Annotated in this window: 16 protein-coding genes; 9 read left to right on the top strand and 7 right to left on the bottom strand. The window is 61.2% G+C overall.

The window, feature by feature from the left end; translation table 11 throughout:
* Position 1 precedes the first annotated feature (1 nt).
* From BUC08_RS08865 to BUC08_RS08885, 5 genes are read left to right on the top strand one after another with little or no spacing between them, the layout of a single operon-like run.
* The gene (locus BUC08_RS08865) at positions 2–436 is read left to right on the top strand and encodes an HPr kinase/phosphorylase (RefSeq protein ID WP_037928125.1); all 435 of its coding nucleotides are present in this window, start codon (positions 2–4) and stop codon (positions 434–436) included.
* Complete coding sequence (gene rapZ, locus BUC08_RS08870) at positions 433–1,323, top strand: RNase adapter RapZ (protein WP_037928129.1); 891 nt, start codon at positions 433–435, stop codon at positions 1,321–1,323. Before BUC08_RS08865 ends, rapZ begins: the two co-directional genes overlap by 4 nt.
* On the top strand, positions 1,320–1,727 hold the full coding sequence (locus BUC08_RS08875) for a PTS sugar transporter subunit IIA (RefSeq protein WP_028957216.1): 408 nt from the start codon (positions 1,320–1,322) through the stop codon (positions 1,725–1,727). The genes rapZ and BUC08_RS08875 overlap by 4 nt, the downstream gene beginning before the upstream one ends.
* Positions 1,724–1,993 (top strand): HPr family phosphocarrier protein, encoded by a 270-nt coding sequence (locus tag BUC08_RS08880; RefSeq protein ID WP_037928133.1) that lies wholly within the window; start codon positions 1,724–1,726, stop codon positions 1,991–1,993. The genes BUC08_RS08875 and BUC08_RS08880 overlap by 4 nt, the downstream gene beginning before the upstream one ends.
* A gap of 28 nt (positions 1,994–2,021) precedes the next feature.
* Entirely contained in the window at positions 2,022–2,927 is a 906-nt protein-coding gene (locus BUC08_RS08885; protein ID WP_174861633.1) for a lysophospholipid acyltransferase family protein, read from the top strand.
* Between the two features lie 89 nt (positions 2,928–3,016).
* On the opposite strand, the gene BUC08_RS08890 is transcribed toward BUC08_RS08885, so the two are convergent.
* Entirely contained in the window at positions 3,017–3,892 is an 876-nt protein-coding gene (locus BUC08_RS08890) for a 3-hydroxybutyryl-CoA dehydrogenase (protein ID WP_037928137.1), read from the bottom strand.
* 151 nt (positions 3,893–4,043) lie between these two features.
* Between BUC08_RS08890 and BUC08_RS08895 the strand changes: the two genes are divergently transcribed.
* On the top strand, positions 4,044–4,889 hold the full coding sequence (locus BUC08_RS08895) for a DUF6473 family protein (protein WP_037928139.1): 846 nt from the start codon (positions 4,044–4,046) through the stop codon (positions 4,887–4,889).
* Positions 4,890–4,944: 55 nt separating this feature from the next.
* On the opposite strand, the gene BUC08_RS08900 is transcribed toward BUC08_RS08895, so the two are convergent.
* From BUC08_RS08900 to BUC08_RS08925, 6 genes are all read right to left on the bottom strand, one after another.
* Positions 4,945–5,871 (bottom strand): electron transfer flavoprotein subunit alpha/FixB family protein, encoded by a 927-nt coding sequence (locus tag BUC08_RS08900; protein ID WP_037928142.1) that lies wholly within the window; start codon positions 5,869–5,871, stop codon positions 4,945–4,947.
* Positions 5,871–6,629: an electron transfer flavoprotein subunit beta/FixA family protein gene (locus BUC08_RS08905; protein WP_028957222.1), complete on the bottom strand. Its 759-nt coding sequence runs from the start codon at positions 6,627–6,629 to the stop codon at positions 5,871–5,873. The genes BUC08_RS08900 and BUC08_RS08905 overlap by 1 nt, the downstream gene beginning before the upstream one ends.
* 157 nt (positions 6,630–6,786) lie before the next feature.
* Complete coding sequence (locus BUC08_RS08910) at positions 6,787–7,359, bottom strand: cob(I)yrinic acid a,c-diamide adenosyltransferase (protein ID WP_037928144.1); 573 nt, start codon at positions 7,357–7,359, stop codon at positions 6,787–6,789.
* Between the two features lies 1 nt (position 7,360).
* A complete protein-coding gene (locus BUC08_RS08915; RefSeq protein WP_037928147.1) occupies positions 7,361–7,567 on the bottom strand; it encodes a twin transmembrane helix small protein in 207 nt (68 codons plus the stop codon).
* A gap of 87 nt (positions 7,568–7,654) precedes the next feature.
* On the bottom strand, positions 7,655–8,482 hold the full coding sequence (locus BUC08_RS08920; protein WP_073194190.1) for an SDR family NAD(P)-dependent oxidoreductase: 828 nt from the start codon (positions 8,480–8,482) through the stop codon (positions 7,655–7,657).
* A 59-nt stretch (positions 8,483–8,541) separates the two neighbouring features.
* A complete protein-coding gene (locus BUC08_RS08925; protein ID WP_037928216.1) occupies positions 8,542–9,201 on the bottom strand; it encodes an SH3 domain-containing protein in 660 nt (219 codons plus the stop codon).
* Between the two features lie 224 nt (positions 9,202–9,425).
* Here BUC08_RS08925 and parC point away from each other — a divergent pair, with 224 nt between their 5' ends.
* The 3 genes from parC to BUC08_RS08940 all read left to right on the top strand — a co-directional run bounded on the left by parC (position 9,426) and on the right by BUC08_RS08940 (position 14,205).
* Positions 9,426–11,741 carry a DNA topoisomerase IV subunit A gene (gene parC, locus BUC08_RS08930; protein WP_037928154.1) on the top strand — a complete coding sequence of 772 codons (2,316 nt, stop codon included), beginning with the start codon at positions 9,426–9,428 and terminating at the stop codon, positions 11,739–11,741.
* 105 nt (positions 11,742–11,846) lie between these two features.
* Positions 11,847–13,076: a YjgN family protein gene (locus BUC08_RS08935; RefSeq protein ID WP_037928157.1), complete on the top strand. Its 1,230-nt coding sequence runs from the start codon at positions 11,847–11,849 to the stop codon at positions 13,074–13,076.
* On the top strand, positions 12,979–14,205 hold the full coding sequence (locus BUC08_RS08940; RefSeq protein WP_081855421.1) for a M48 family metallopeptidase: 1,227 nt from the start codon (positions 12,979–12,981) through the stop codon (positions 14,203–14,205). Before BUC08_RS08935 ends, BUC08_RS08940 begins: the two co-directional genes overlap by 98 nt.
* The last annotated feature ends 55 nt before the right edge of the window (positions 14,206–14,260 follow it).

Genomic DNA, 14,260 nt, shown 5'->3' on the forward strand with positions numbered 1-14,260 from the left:
TATGTCGACCCTCGGGGCCTCGGTCACGCTTCATGCAACGACGGTGGCAGTAGGGGGCCGGGCGGCTCTGATCCTTGGCGCATCCGGTGCGGGAAAATCATCTCTGGCGTTGCAGCTGATGGCTCTGGGCGCCGTGCTGGTGTCAGACGACCGCACCATGGTGCATCGCGATGGCGACGGATTGGTCGCGGACGCGCCTGACACCCTGCGCGGCCTGATAGAGGCGCGCGGTGTCGGCATCCTGAAGGCTGAGGCGGCGGGGGCGGTGCCGGTTTCGGTGGTGATTGATCTGGACCAGACAGAATCCCAACGGCTGCCTGCGGCGCACGGTCACAGCGTGTTGGGCGTGGTGCTGCCTTGCCTTCACAAATGCGATACTCCAGCTTGGCCTGCGGCGATCATGCAATATCTTAAGGCCGGAAGCTCGGAGCCATGACCCAGACAGAACCCACACACCGCCGCCTTGTGCTGATCACCGGACCCTCTGGGGCCGGCCGGTCAAGTGCGATCCGCGTGCTTGAGGACCTGGGGTTCGAGGTCATCGACAACATGCCGCTGCGCCTGATACGGCCCCTGCTGGACGATCCGTCAAGCACGCGGCCGCTGGCGCTGGGGATCGACCCACGCACCCGCGATTTTTCCGTGAACGCGGTGATGGACGCCATCGGCCAGATCGCCGCCGTGCCGGGGCTGGTGCCCGAACTGCTGTACCTGGACTGCGACACGGATGTGCTGCTGCGCCGTTTCTCGGAAACCCGGCGCAGGCATCCGCTGGCGGACGGTGACCGCCCCGAGGCAGGCATCGCACGCGAGCTTGAGATGCTGGGCCCGCTGCGCGCACGCGCAGATATCCTGATCGACACCTCGCAGTTGAACGTTCACCAATTGCGCGCTGCGGTTGAAGAGTGGTTCGCACCGGGTGATCAGGCGCACCTGTCGGTTTCTGTCGAAAGCTTTTCCTACAAACGCGGGCTGCCGCGCAGCGTGGACATGGTGTTTGACTGTCGCTTTCTGAAAAACCCTTATTGGGAGCCATCCCTGCGGGCCGCGAACGGTACGGAAAAGCGTGTGCAGGACCATATCGCAACAGATTCGCGTTATGCTGACTTTGTCGCGAAGACCACGGATCTCGCGCTATGGTTGTTGCCGGCCTTCGCCGAGGAAGGGAAATCACACCTGTCCATCGCTTTCGGGTGTACCGGCGGGCAACATAGGTCGGTTGCCATAGCGGAAACCTGCGCAGTGGCCCTTGCGAAGGCAGGCTGGCAAGTGTCAATTAGACATCGCGAATTGGACCGCCGGAAAAAGGACGGGGCAGAGTGATCGGAATTGTGATTGTGGCGCATGGTGGACTGGCACGAGAGTATCTCGCTGCCATCGAACATGTTGTCGGATCGCAATCGGGCGTCCGCGCCATCGCGATCGAGGCCAACCACGACCGCGCCGCCAAACAGTCCGAGATTTGCGCCGCCGCGGACGAAGTCGACGATGGCAGTGGCGTCGTGGTGGTCACCGACCTTTTTGGCGGCTCGCCGTCCAACCTGTCGCTGCTGGCCTGTCAGCCACAGGGGCGCCGCATCCTTTACGGCGCGAATCTGCCGATGTTGATCAAACTGGCCAAAAGCCGTCACAAACCCGTCGGTGATGCGGTACGTGCCGCACTGGACGCTGGCAAGAAATACATCGACAGCCAGAATGTCAGCGCAGAAAGCCCAAACCACGTATGACCAAATGCACTTTGAAGATCGTCAACGAAAAGGGCTTGCACGCCCGCGCCTCGGCCAAACTGGTCGAGGTTGTCGAAGCCTTTGACGCCCAGGCCGAAGTGGTCAAGGACGGCATGTCCGCCTCGGGTGACAGTATTATGGGTCTTTTGATGTTGGCAGCCTCAAAAGGAACCTTTATTGACGTTGAAACCTCCGGACCCGATGCTGACGCGCTGGCAGAGGCGCTGACTGCTTTGGTCGCGGACAAGTTCGGCGAAGGTGCCTGAGACCATCGGCGATCTCAGACCTGACAGCATGACAAAAGGTGAAACAGACGTGGTTGACAGCTCGCAGGGCGCACAAGGCTTTACGCAGGCACAGGATGAAACGGTCACGTTTACCAAATATGATCGTCGCAGCCTGTCCTATGCGTCGACCTTTGACGACCCGTGGAAAGCGACGTTCATACGCGTCATGGAGGCCTTTACCGGCAAGCTGACGATCCTGCGCCTGATCCGCAAATTCGAACGCCAGGGTGCGCCGCAAGGCCAGGCCTTTTGGCGCGCCTGCCTGGATGTCATGGGCATTCAGCTGACGACACCGCAGGTTCAGCTTGACCGTATCCCGAAAGAGGGACCGGTGATCGTGGTGGCGAACCATCCGCACGGCATGGTCGACGGGATGATCTTTGGCGACCTGATCGGCCGCGTGCGCCCCGACTACCGCATCCTGACCCGCTCGTTGCTGACTGCCATCGACGAGGTGGCCGGCAGCTATATGATCCCCGTGCCGTTCCCCCACGACCCCGACGCGCAACGCAAGGGTGTCGAGATGCGCGCCAAGGCGATGAAGCACCTCAAAGAGGGGGGCGTTGTGGCGCTGTTCCCTTCAGGACAGGTCGCGGCCTCGGAGACTTATTTCGGCCCTGCGGTCGAGGCGGAATGGAACGTCTTTACGGCGGCACTGATCCGTCGGTCCGGTGCCAGGGTCGTACCGATGAAATTCCCCGGCCAGAACAGCCGCGCCTATCAGATTGCCAACAAACTCTCGCCGATGCTGCGCCAGGGGCTGTTGCTTCATGAAATCGTCTATTCGTTGAACAAGCCGCAAGGCCCCATCGTTGGCGATCCGATCCCGCAGGAAGATGTCAAAGCCTGGGCCGACGACCCGCGCGGCTTTATGGCATGGCTGCGCGAGCACACACTCAACCTCAAGGGCTGAAAGCTTCTTTAACTTGCCGGATAAACTTCGGGACAGGCGCAGCGCGCCGGGGGCAGCGCCCCCAGTCTGGAATATTCTTGAACAGCGCCTTAGCGCGTCGGAACAGGCGTCTCGCCCCGATAGTCATAGAACCCGCGCTGGGTCTTGCGGCCCAGCCAGCCGGCTTCGACGTATTTGGTCAACAGCGGGCAGGGGCGGTATTTCGTATCGGCCAACCCGTCGTGCAGCACGTTCATGATGGCCAGACAGGTATCCAACCCGATGAAATCCGCCAGTTCCAGCGGCCCCATCGGGTGGTTCGCGCCCAGTTTCATGGAGCTGTCGATGGACTGTACGTTGCCCACGCCTTCGTACAGCGTATAGACGGCCTCGTTGATCATCGGCATCAGGATGCGATTGACGATAAAGGCCGGAAAATCCTCGGCGCTGGCGGCGGTCTTGCCCAGTTTGTCCACGACCTGCTTGCAGGCGTCATAGGTTTCGCTGTCCGTGGCAATGCCGCGGATCAGTTCCACCAGCTGCATGACCGGCACCGGGTTCATGAAATGGAAACCCATGAATTTTTCCGGCCGGTCCGTGCGGCTGGCCAGCCGGGTGATCGAGATGGACGACGTGTTCGACGTCAGGATCGTATGCGGCTTCAGGTGGGGCAGCAGATCCTCGAAGATCGCCTGTTTGACGGTCTCGCGCTCGGTCGCGGCCTCGATGATCAGATCGCTGGGTCCCAGATCGGTCAGCGTCACCGTGGTGGCGATTCGCGCCATCGCGTCGGCCTTGGCCTCGGCTGTGATCTTGTCGCGGCTGACCTGCCGTTCCATGTTGCTGTCGATCAGCTTGATGGCCGCTTGCAGCGCGTCCTCGCTGATGTCTGTCATGGTCACGTCATAGCCTGCCAGCGCCATGACGTGGGCAATCCCGTTGCCCATTTGCCCTGCGCCTACGATCCCGACTGTCTTGATGTCCATGCGATGCCCCTTTTGTGTCAGCGCACCATATCCGCGCCGCCTGTCTGGCTGCAAGGTGTGAACGGCCGTACTGTTCAGTCAGACCCTGTTAGCATTTTCTAAGGACCTGCGCGCTATACCCAACCTCGGGTGAAATTGAGAGGTGGGTGTAATGACCTATGATGCTGTGGGCCAAGGGTCCCTTGACTATCTTCCGTGCCGTTATGGCACATCCAAGGTGTTGTTTCGCGGGCCGCGGAAATCCTTGAAAAAACCGTATATCGCTTTCTTCGGAGGCACCGAAACCTACGGGAAATTCGTGGCAAAACCGTTCCCGGACCTGCTTGAGGAAAAGCTGGGCATGCCCTGCGTTAACCTGGGCTGCACCAATGCCGGGATCGAGGTGTTCGCGTCCGATCCAAATCTGACCGAAATCGGCGCGGGGGCCAAGGTGACTGTTCTGCAGGTGCTGAGTGCGCAGAATATGTCGAACCGGTTCTATTCGGTCCATCCGCGCCGCAATGACCGGTTCCTGAAGCCGTCCGGCTTGCTTGAGGCGATCTTTCGCGATGTGGACTTTGCCGAGTTCAACTTCAACAAACACCTGTTGACGCATCTCAACACGGTGTCGCCCGAGCGTTTCCGCACAGTGCGCGAAGAACTGCAAAGCGCGTGGGTTGCCCGTATGCGGCATCTGCTGGGGCGCATCACGGGGCGGACGGTGCTGTTGTGGTTCGGCGAGGCGGACCCCGACAACCGCGACAACGGAATGGGCCGTGATCCGTGGTTCATCACCCGCGAGATGATCGAGATGTTGCGCACCGAGGTCACCGAGATCGTTGAAGTCATGCCTTCGGATTACGCACGGGAACAGGGCACCGAAGGCATGGTGTTTTCCGAGCTTGAGCGTCCGGCGGCGGAGACCATGCTGGGGCCGGTGGCCCATCAGGAGGCCGCAGCGGCCCTGGCACCGGTACTGCGCAAGCTGGTGGGGCAGGCGGCCTGTGCAGACACCTGACAGCAAAAAGGCCCGCCGTTTCAGGCGGGCCTTTTATTCGTGATCCTGTGACGGATTACAGTTTCTCGATCAGTTCGGGCACAGCGGTGAACAGGTCGGCAACCAGGCCGTAATCGGCCACCTGGAAGATTGGCGCCTCTTCGTCCTTGTTGATCGCAACGATGATCTTGCTGTCCTTCATGCCTGCAAGGTGCTGGATCGCACCCGAGATGCCGACGGCGACATACAGTTCGGGGGCGACGACCTTGCCGGTCTGGCCAACTTGCCAGTCGTTCGGGGCATAGCCACTGTCGACCGCAGCACGGGACGCGCCAACGGCGGCACCCAGTTTGTCGGCCAGCTGTTCGATCAGTTTGAAGTCTTCTTCCGAGCCGACGCCACGGCCACCGGACACGACCACACCGGCCGATGTCAGTTCGGGGCGGTCGCTGGCGGCAACCTTGTCCTCGACCCAGGACGACAGACCGGGATCGGCGGCGGCCGACACGGTTTCGACCGAGGCAGAGCCACCTTCACCGGCAGCATCAAATGTCGATGTGCGGAAGGTGATGACCTTCTTGGCGTCTTTCGACTTAACAGTCTGGATCGCGTTGCCTGCGTAGATCGGGCGCTCGAACGTGTCGCCATCTACGACGCCGGAAGCGTCGGAAATGATCATCACATCCAGCAGCGCCGCGACGCGGGGCATCACGTTTTTCGCGTCGGTGGTGGCGGGGGCGACGATGTGTTCGTAGTCATCGGCCAACGACACGATCAACGCGGCAGTGGATTCCGCCAGACGGTGGCCCAGCGTTGCGTCCTCGGCGACCAGCACCTTGGACACGCCGTCGATTTTCGCAGCCGCGTCGCCTGCCGCAGCAGCAGAGCCGCCCGCGCACAGAACGGTCACATCACCGAGCGCCTTGGCGGCGGTGACAGCCTTGGCGGTGGCGTCCATCGCCAGTTCGCCATTGTTGACTTCGGCAAGAAGCAGAACAGCCATTACACCACTCCCTTTTCTTTGAGTTTCGCAACCAGTGCGTCCACGTCTGCCACGATTTCACCTGCCGCGCGGGCTTCGGGCTCTTTCGTGCTGACCACTTCCAGGTGCAGCGCCGTATCGACGCCGTAATCGGCTGCGGTTTTCTCATCCAGCGGCTTTTTCTTCGCCTTCATGATGTTGGGCAGCGACGCATAGCGCGGCTCGTTCAGGCGCAGGTCGACCGAGATTACGGTCGGCATGTTGACCTCGATGGTTTGCAGACCGCCATCGACTTCGCGCGTGACCTTGGCCTTGTCGCCAGCGATTTCGACTTCGGAGGCGAATGTCGCCTGGCTCCAGCCCAGCAGGGCTGCCAGCATCTGGCCGGTCGCGTTCATGTCGTTGTCGATCGCCTGTTTGCCGCACAGCACAAGGCCGGGCTGCTCTTCGTCGACGATCGCCTTGAGGATCTTGGCAACGGTCAGCGGTTCAATGTCCTGATGAACGTCGTCGGCGGCAACCACCAGGATCGCCCGGTCCGCACCCATCGCCAGAGCTGTGCGCAGGGTTTCCTGCGCCTGCTTCACGCCGATGGAAACCGCGACGATTTCTTCGGCCTGACCGGCTTCTTTCAAACGGATTGCCTGTTCGACAGCAATCTCGTCGAACGGGTTCATCGACATTTTCACGTTTGCAAGATCAACACCCGATCCATCCGATTTCACACGGACTTTCACGTTATAGTCGATCACGCGTTTGACAGGCACCAATACCTTCATGAGCGTTCCTTCCTTGACAAAATCCGACTCACCAAATGGCAAGCCAACAATTCATTCCGCACGGTTTACCCAAGCCCGCGTTGGGGAAACAGGGTAAAATCGTCACTATATGGTCCGGCGACGCCGCGTTTCGGCGTCAGGGCACCTGATTTCGACCTCAGCGGTTCGCGCCGGGGACCCACAATACATCATCCTTGCCGCCGTTGTTGGCGATCCGGGAGGCGACAAAAAACCAGTCGCTGAGCCGGTTCAGGTATTTCACCGCTGCCGGATTAACCTGTTCCAGCGTGGCAAGTTCTACCGCCAGCCGTTCCGCGCGCCGCGAAACGGTGCGGCACACATGCAGATGCGCGGCCAACGCGGCCCCGCCGGGCAATACAAAACTGCGCAGGGGTTCAAGAGCGGCGTTCATCACGTCGATCTCTTCTTCCAGTCGCTTTACCTGGGCGTCGATCATGCGCAGGGGCGGGTATTCCGCCTTGGCGTCGCTTTCCATGTCCGGGCGGCACAGATCTGCGCCCAGATCGAACAGGTCGTTCTGGATGCGCGCCAGCGCCGCGTCTGTTTCGCCCGTCGCCTCAAGCCGCGCGACACCGACAAAGGCATTCAGCTCGTCCGAGGTGCCATAGGCGTTGACCCGCGCGGCGTGCTTGACCACCCGCGTGCCGTCACCCAGCGCGGTTTCGCCCTTGTCACCGGTGCGGGTGTATATCTTGTTCAGTACAACCATTTCAGCCCCCTGACTGTCGCCACAAAACCGCGATCACGATCAACACCACGGCGACGAATTGCGCAATGATCCGCATCCGCATCAGTTTGTTCGAATTCTTTGACGCCCAGCCGTCACCCTTGGCAAAGCCGCCCATTCCGGTGACCAGCACCAGAACGACCGCCGCGCAGGCCAGCAGGATCAAGATGAACATTGGATCAGAGGTCATGCCCGTTTCCTTATTGCGTCGTTGTTAGCAGATGTAGCGGCCCGCTGGCCGAAAGCGAACCCGTTTCGGCAATTCACCTTGCGCCAATTAGACACGTGTCAGCAACCAGTCCATCGCACGGGTGGACAGGATGCGCCGCATCGCGCCCATGAAATGTGTGGGGACCGTCACAAAATAACGCGGACGGGGGCGGGGGCTTTCGATGGCGTGGATCAGCTTTTTCACCACGGCCTCGGGTGGCAGCTCGAAACTGTCCGGCCCGCTGTCTTGCGCATAAAGCCGTGCGCGCAGTTCGGTTTCGTATTGCGCCGACCTGGCCGAGGATTTCCAGTCGATCCAGCGTTCGAAATGGTCCACCGCGTTGATGCGAAAGCGGCTGGTGATGGGGCCGGGCTCGATCAGGCAAACGTGCACGCCGGTGCCACGCATTTCGATGCGCATGGTGCTGCTTAGACCCTCAAGAGCGTGCTTCGTGGCGTTGTAGGCACCGCGCAGAGGCAAGGTGATAAAGCCAAGTATGGAAGAACATTGGACAATCCGACCATGTCCTTGGGCGCGCATCACCGGGACAACGGCGTGGGTCAGCGTGTGCCAGCCAAAGAAATTCGCCTCGAAAATGGCACGCAGGGCGTCGGTGGGCAGATCCTCGACCGCGCCGGGACAGGCGTGGGCACCATTGTTGAACAGTGCATCCAGCGTGCCGCCGGTCGCCTCAAGGACTTCGGCCAGGCCGGTGGCGATGCTGTCTTCGTCCGCATAGTCTATGCGCGGGCTCTCGAACCCTTCGGCTTGCAGCCGTGTGCAGTCCTGCGCCTGTCGGCAGGCAGCAAAGACACGCCAGCCCCGCGCGCGCAGCCCGTGAGCCGCAGCATAACCGATGCCGGATGAACACCCAGTGATCAGAATGGTTTTCATAATAAAACTGCCCGCAAATTCATGCGGGCAGGTGTGTCACGGGTTTTTGGGTTTGGCAATCAACTGCTGGACAGCAAAAAGTCGGCCATCCAGCCCTCTGGGCCACCGTCCAGCGGGCGCAGCTTGACCCAACCGTTGCCGGGGTCTTGCAGGATTTCAACCTGTGCGCCGCGTGTCAGGCTGTCGACCACGCCAAAGTTGGTGCCGGGGCCGCCGCGCAGGTTCACGCGGTTGCCGGAAACGGCGCGCACGTCCAGGGCGATGGCGTCCTCATCTGGCATGATGTCGGTCGGGGGCAGTTCATCCTGCGACATCTCGATGGCAGGTTGAGCCGCGGGAATCAGGCTGGGAATGACGATGCTGTTGGTGTCGGTGGTGTCCAGCGACGCGGTGCTGAGCGTGGCGCCACCGAATTGGGCAGGGCTTGCAACGGCAGTGCTGACCGAGGCGGTCGTGGTTGTCGGCAGGGGCTTGGTTGGTTTGATCACGTCGCGGGTCGTGGTCAGGTTCAGCGAAACGCGGGACACTTCTGCAGAGGCTGCGCCCCGAGTGTCTACGTCGGCCAGCAGGGTTTTCGGCGTGTCAGCGTCAATCGGGCTGGGTTCGACCGGATCAAGGCGTGATATCCGCAGGGCTTCGCCGTCAAAATCGGCCCCACCGCTCATTTCATAAAAGGCCACGCCCAGAAACAGGAACGTCAAAACAATAAAGCGGAACATCATCAAATCCCCCAGGATATACCCGGCATGTGCGGCAGCTAAAGCACGGGTTGATTAATCTTATCAGGCGGCCGCAGAGCGCGCAGTGAGAAAACCGGACAATTGTTCCCCGCGCGCATCGCCGTGTTGAAAAGGCAACGCTGCTACCGCGCAAGTTGTTCCGCGCAAAAGTTCAGGTGTTTTGACCTCTTGTCCCGTTTGGGTCACATGGCTACACAGCATCTATGTCAGATATTACCGAGCCCCCCAATATGGACCTGTCCGAACCCCTGCGCCGCGCGCTGGGTGATCGGTATCTGACCTATGCGCTGTCCACGATCATGCACCGCGCACTGCCTGACGCGCGTGACGGGCTGAAGCCGGTACACCGGCGAATCCTCTTTGCGATGCGCGAACTGCGCCTGTCGTCCAAGGGCGGCTTCCGCAAGTCGGCCAAAATCTCGGGCGACGTGATGGGGAACTATCACCCGCACGGCGATGCCGCGATTTATGATGCGATGGCGCGTTTGGCGCAGGACTTCAACGTCCGCTACCCGCTGGTTGACGGTCAGGGCAACTTTGGCAACATCGACGGCGACAACCCCGCCGCCAGCCGATACACCGAAGCGCGCATGACCGCCGTGGCCGAGGCGCTGTTGGACGGGCTGAACGAAAACGCCGTTGATTTCCGCGACAACTATGACGGCACGCTGACCGAGCCGGTCGTGTTGCCCGCGCAATTTCCCAACCTGCTGGCCAACGGGTCGTCGGGCATTGCCGTGGGCATGGCCACCAACATTCCGCCGCACAACATCGCCGAGCTGTGCGATGCCTGTCTGCATCTGATCAAGACACCGGACGCGCGCGACGACACGCTGCTGAATTTCGTCAAAGGCCCCGATTTCCCCACCGGCGGGATCATCGTTGAGCCGCCCGAAAGCATCGCCGAGAACTATCGCACCGGCAAAGGCGGCTTTCGCCTGCGCTGCCGGTACGAGGTCGAGGATCTGGGCCGTGGCCAATGGCAGATCGTCGTCACCGAAATTCCCTATCAGGTGCAGAAATCCAAGCTGATCGAGAAGCTGGCCGAGGTCATCCAGACCAAGAAGGTTCCGATCCTGGCGGACGTGCGCGACGAAAGCGCCGATGACATCCGGCTGGTGCTGGAACCGCGTTCGAAGAACGTCGATCCCGATGTGCTGATGGGCATGCTGTACCGCAACTCCGATCTCGAAGTGCGGTTCTCGATGAACATGAACGTGCTGATCGACGGCGTCACGCCCAAGGTCTGCTCGATGAAGGAAGTGCTGCGGGCCTTCCTTGATTTCCGCCGCGAAGTGCTGGAACGGCGCAGCCGCCACCGCATGGAAAAGATCGACCACCGGTTGGAGGTGTTGGAAGGGTTTATCGTTGCCTTCCTGAACCTGGACCGCGTGATCGACATCATCCGCTATGACGACGAACCCAAGGCTGCGCTGATGCGCGAGGACTGGGGCCGCGATCATGTTCGGGCGATGGACGAGAAAGACTATCAGACGCCGCCCCCCGCCACCGAGGAATCGCTGACCGAGGTGCAGGCCGACGCCATCCTGAACATGCGCCTGCGCAGCTTGCGCCGCCTTGAAGAACTTGAGTTGCTGCGCGAGCAATCCGCATTGATGGAAGAGCGCGCTGGCCTCGATGACCTGCTGGAAAATCCGCACCTGCAATGGGACGCGATCAGCGCCCAGTTGAAAGAGACCAAGAAACAGTTCGGCAAGGACTGGTCGATTGGCGACACGCCGAATGCAGGCGCACGGCGCACCACGTTCGCCGAAGCCGGACAGGTCGAGGACGTGCCGCTGGAAGCGATGATCGACCGCGAGCCGATCACCGTTGTGTGCAGCCAGATGGGCTGGATTCGTGCGATGACCGGCCACATCGACCTGAACCGCGAGCTGAAATTCAAGGACGGCGACGGTCCGCGCTTTGTGTTCCATGCCGAAACCACCGACCGGTTGCTGGTTTTTGGATCGAACGGGCGGTTCTATACGCTGTCCGCTGCCAATCTGCCCGGCGGGCGTGGCATGGGCGAACCGCTGCGCCTGATGGTCGATCTGCCGAACGAGGCGCAGATTGTCGATCTGTTCAATCACCAACCCGACGCGCGTTTGCTGGTCGCCTCGACGGCGGGCGACGGTTTTGTCGTGCCCGAGAACGACGTGATCGCCCAGACCCGCAGCGGCAAACAGGTGCTGAACGTACGCGGTGAAGTGTCGGCACTGGTGTGCAAACGGGTGGCCGGCGACGCCGTGGCCGTTGTAGGCGAGAATCGCAAGGTTCTGGTGTTCGATCTGGCCGAACTGCCTGAAATGGGCCGTGGCAAAGGCGTGCGTTTGCAGAAATACAAGGATGGCGGCCTGTCCGATGCCACCACCTTTACCCTTGCGGACGGGCTGACATGGCTGGACCCGGCTGGGCGTACGCGCACCGAATTGGAGCTGGACGAATGGCGCGGCAAACGTGCCGGCTCTGGCCGGATGGCCCCACGCGGATTTCCCCGCGACAACCGATTCAACTAAAGTTATTCTTGCAACCGTAGGTCGGTTTATTCATCAACCGGCGGACCGAGAATGCGCAGAAAACATGCGCAGGCAATACGTTACGTTTTCACGAAGGACAGATAAATGAGTGCAACCATTCATGGCCAGTATCATGGCAAGGCGGGACCTTTGTTCTCGCTCTATTTCAAAACGGCATTTTTGACCCTGATTACATTGGGGATCTATCGCTTCTGGGCCAAGACCCGGTTGCGCAAATACATCTGGTCGGCGACTGCGGGCGACGGCGACAGCTTTGAATACACGGGCACCGGGCTGGAAAAGCTGCTGGGCTTTCTTTTCGCCATCGTGGTGCTGGCGATCTATCTGGGCATCGTGCAGATGGCGTTGTTCTATTTCGGCCTGAACCTGTTCGTTGAACCGCGCAACCAGATCGAGGCGCTGGCGCAAGTGGGGGCGATCTATATCACCCTCTTGGCGGTGCTGCCGCTGCTGTTGTTCGCAACCTACCGCGCGCGTCGATACAAAACCGCCCGCACCCGTTGGCGCGGCCTGCGTTTTGGCATGGACAACGGTGCGTGGGGCTATGTCTGGCGCGCGCTGGGGCACGGGTTTCTGAGCCTGATTACCCTGGGCATAATGTTGCCACGCCAGACCTTCTGGCTGGAAAAATACATGACCGACCGCACGTGGTATGGCGATGCCAAGTTCGAACAGACCGGACGCTGGCAGTCGCTGTATCCGGGGTTGAAGCACGTGTTGATCGCCGTGCTGGTCCTCGTGATCGGCATGACGCTTGGCATTAAGCTCCAGAGCCCGGTGTTGGCGGGGACTTCGGTCTTTGTCGGGTATATCTGGCTGATCGTGGGCGGCGTCTATTACCGCATATATGCGTTTAATGTCCTGACGCGTGCAAAAATGCTGGATGGCGCGGTGACCTTTGATTCCGGCGCGCGCACGGGCCGCGTGATCGGCATCGTGCTGACGGGTATCCTGGCCATCATCGGTGCGACCATCGTCGGCATCTTTCTGATGGGGCTGATCCTGATGGCCACTTTCGGTCTCAGCTTCGGCTCGTTGGGGGCGTTGTTCGGAGGTTACGCCGATCCGGGCGACTTTAACGCCGCCAGCGGTCTTGTGGGCAGCATCGTGATCGCGGTTCTCTATGTGGCGCTGATTCTCGCCTTGGGGGGCTTGTCGCTGGTCATGATCACCCAGCGGATCATCAGCCATGTTGTGTCCTCTGTCGTGGTGGCCAATGCCCCGCATCTGGATCACGTCAGGCAGCGCGCCGCCGATCCTGGTGCCGACGCCGAAGGCTTTGCTGACGCCCTGGACATTGGCGGGGCAATCTGAGGTGGAGGCCCCTGCGCGGTATTTCGACGGTGAAACAGGTCTGCGTCTGGACGTGGACCTGACACTGGACGTGCCTGCGCAGGCGCTGATCCTGTTGCATCCCGACCTGCCGGGCGGGGTGCAACACTGGCCGCTCGCCGCGCTGCGTATGCTGGCCGATCAGGCCCGCACCGACCAGTTGGTGCTGAGCCTGCGCGCCGATCATTCCTATGACAGCGCCCTGATTGCCACGGGCCGTCTGACCGTGTCCGACCCGCAGATGGTTCAGGACATCACGCGGCTGTGCCCCGATCTGAAACGCCGCGAGGTGCCCCCCGGCACTGCGCGTCGGGTTGTGACCCGTCTGGGGCTGGCTGTCGGGGCGCTTGTGCTGATGATCTTTGTCATCCTGCCCGCAATGGCCGGCACCATGGCCCAGATCATCCCCATCGACAGCGAAGTCGCCTGGGGCAAATCCATGGTCCGCCAGATGGAGCGCATCCTGGGCGGAACCGAGGCGGGCGGGCTGGTCTGCTCTTCTCCCGAGGGCGATGCCGCGTTGGAAAAGCTGACCGCACGGCTGACCGGCGCGACCGGTGTTGAATACGACCTGAATGTCTCGGTGATGGACCATGACATGGTCAACGCCTTTGCCGCGCCCGGGGGGCAGATCGTCATGGTGCGCGGGCTTCTTGAGGCCGCGGAAACACCCGAGGCGGTCGGCGCGGTCCTGGCCCATGAAATCGCCCACGTCGAACACCGTGACAGCACGCGCGGCGCACTGCGTGCCGCTGGGTCGGCAGGGCTGTTGGGGCTTGTGCTGGGCGATTTCGCAGGCGGCACCGTTGCGGTGGCCATGGCCGAATGGATGCTGAATTCCAGCTACACCCGCGAGGCCGAGGCCAAGGCCGACACCTATGCGTTGACTATGCTGGACAACGCCGATGTCACCGCCGAGGGATTTGCAGATTTCTTTGACAGCCTGGCCGAGATCGAAAGCATAATGCCAGATCTTCCGGTCTATATGTCCAGCCACCCGCAAACCGCCGCCCGCGCGGACGCTGCCCGCGCATTTGCCGCGACCCAAGGACCGACACAGCCGTTGCTGACACCAGCCGAGTTCGCGGCCCTGCAATCCATCTGCGACTGATCACGCTTCATCTTGCCGGTTAAACTCCGGGGGAGGCCGCAGGCCGGGGGCAGCG

The organism is Pseudosulfitobacter pseudonitzschiae, assembly GCF_900129395.1.
GTDB classification, from domain to species: Bacteria; Pseudomonadota; Alphaproteobacteria; order Rhodobacterales; family Rhodobacteraceae; genus Pseudosulfitobacter; species Pseudosulfitobacter pseudonitzschiae.

What these genes read in the sequence shown, in the direction of transcription:
- BUC08_RS08865 (WP_037928125.1), top strand. Translation starts at nt 2, where the DNA reads ATGTCGACCCTCGGGGCCTCGGTCACGCTTCATGCAACGACGGTGGCA.
- rapZ (WP_037928129.1), top strand. Translation starts at nt 433, where the DNA reads ATGACCCAGACAGAACCCACACACCGCCGCCTTGTGCTGATCACCGGA.
- BUC08_RS08880 (WP_037928133.1), top strand. Translation starts at nt 1,724, where the DNA reads ATGACCAAATGCACTTTGAAGATCGTCAACGAAAAGGGCTTGCACGCC.
- BUC08_RS08885 (WP_174861633.1), top strand. Translation starts at nt 2,022, where the DNA reads ATGACAAAAGGTGAAACAGACGTGGTTGACAGCTCGCAGGGCGCACAA.
- BUC08_RS08890 (WP_037928137.1), bottom strand. Translation starts at nt 3,892, where the DNA reads ATGGACATCAAGACAGTCGGGATCGTAGGCGCAGGGCAAATGGGCAAC.
- BUC08_RS08895 (WP_037928139.1), top strand. Translation starts at nt 4,044, where the DNA reads ATGACCTATGATGCTGTGGGCCAAGGGTCCCTTGACTATCTTCCGTGC.
- BUC08_RS08900 (WP_037928142.1), bottom strand. Translation starts at nt 5,871, where the DNA reads ATGGCTGTTCTGCTTCTTGCCGAAGTCAACAATGGCGAACTGGCGATG.
- BUC08_RS08905 (WP_028957222.1), bottom strand. Translation starts at nt 6,629, where the DNA reads ATGAAGGTATTGGTGCCTGTCAAACGCGTGATCGACTATAACGTGAAA.
- BUC08_RS08910 (WP_037928144.1), bottom strand. Translation starts at nt 7,359, where the DNA reads ATGGTTGTACTGAACAAGATATACACCCGCACCGGTGACAAGGGCGAA.
- BUC08_RS08915 (WP_037928147.1), bottom strand. Translation starts at nt 7,567, where the DNA reads ATGACCTCTGATCCAATGTTCATCTTGATCCTGCTGGCCTGCGCGGCG.
- BUC08_RS08920 (WP_073194190.1), bottom strand. Translation starts at nt 8,482, where the DNA reads ATGAAAACCATTCTGATCACTGGGTGTTCATCCGGCATCGGTTATGCT.
- BUC08_RS08925 (WP_037928216.1), bottom strand. Translation starts at nt 9,201, where the DNA reads ATGTTCCGCTTTATTGTTTTGACGTTCCTGTTTCTGGGCGTGGCCTTT.
- parC (WP_037928154.1), top strand. Translation starts at nt 9,426, where the DNA reads ATGTCAGATATTACCGAGCCCCCCAATATGGACCTGTCCGAACCCCTG.
- BUC08_RS08935 (WP_037928157.1), top strand. Translation starts at nt 11,847, where the DNA reads ATGAGTGCAACCATTCATGGCCAGTATCATGGCAAGGCGGGACCTTTG.
- BUC08_RS08940 (WP_081855421.1), top strand. Translation starts at nt 12,979, where the DNA reads ATGCCCCGCATCTGGATCACGTCAGGCAGCGCGCCGCCGATCCTGGTG.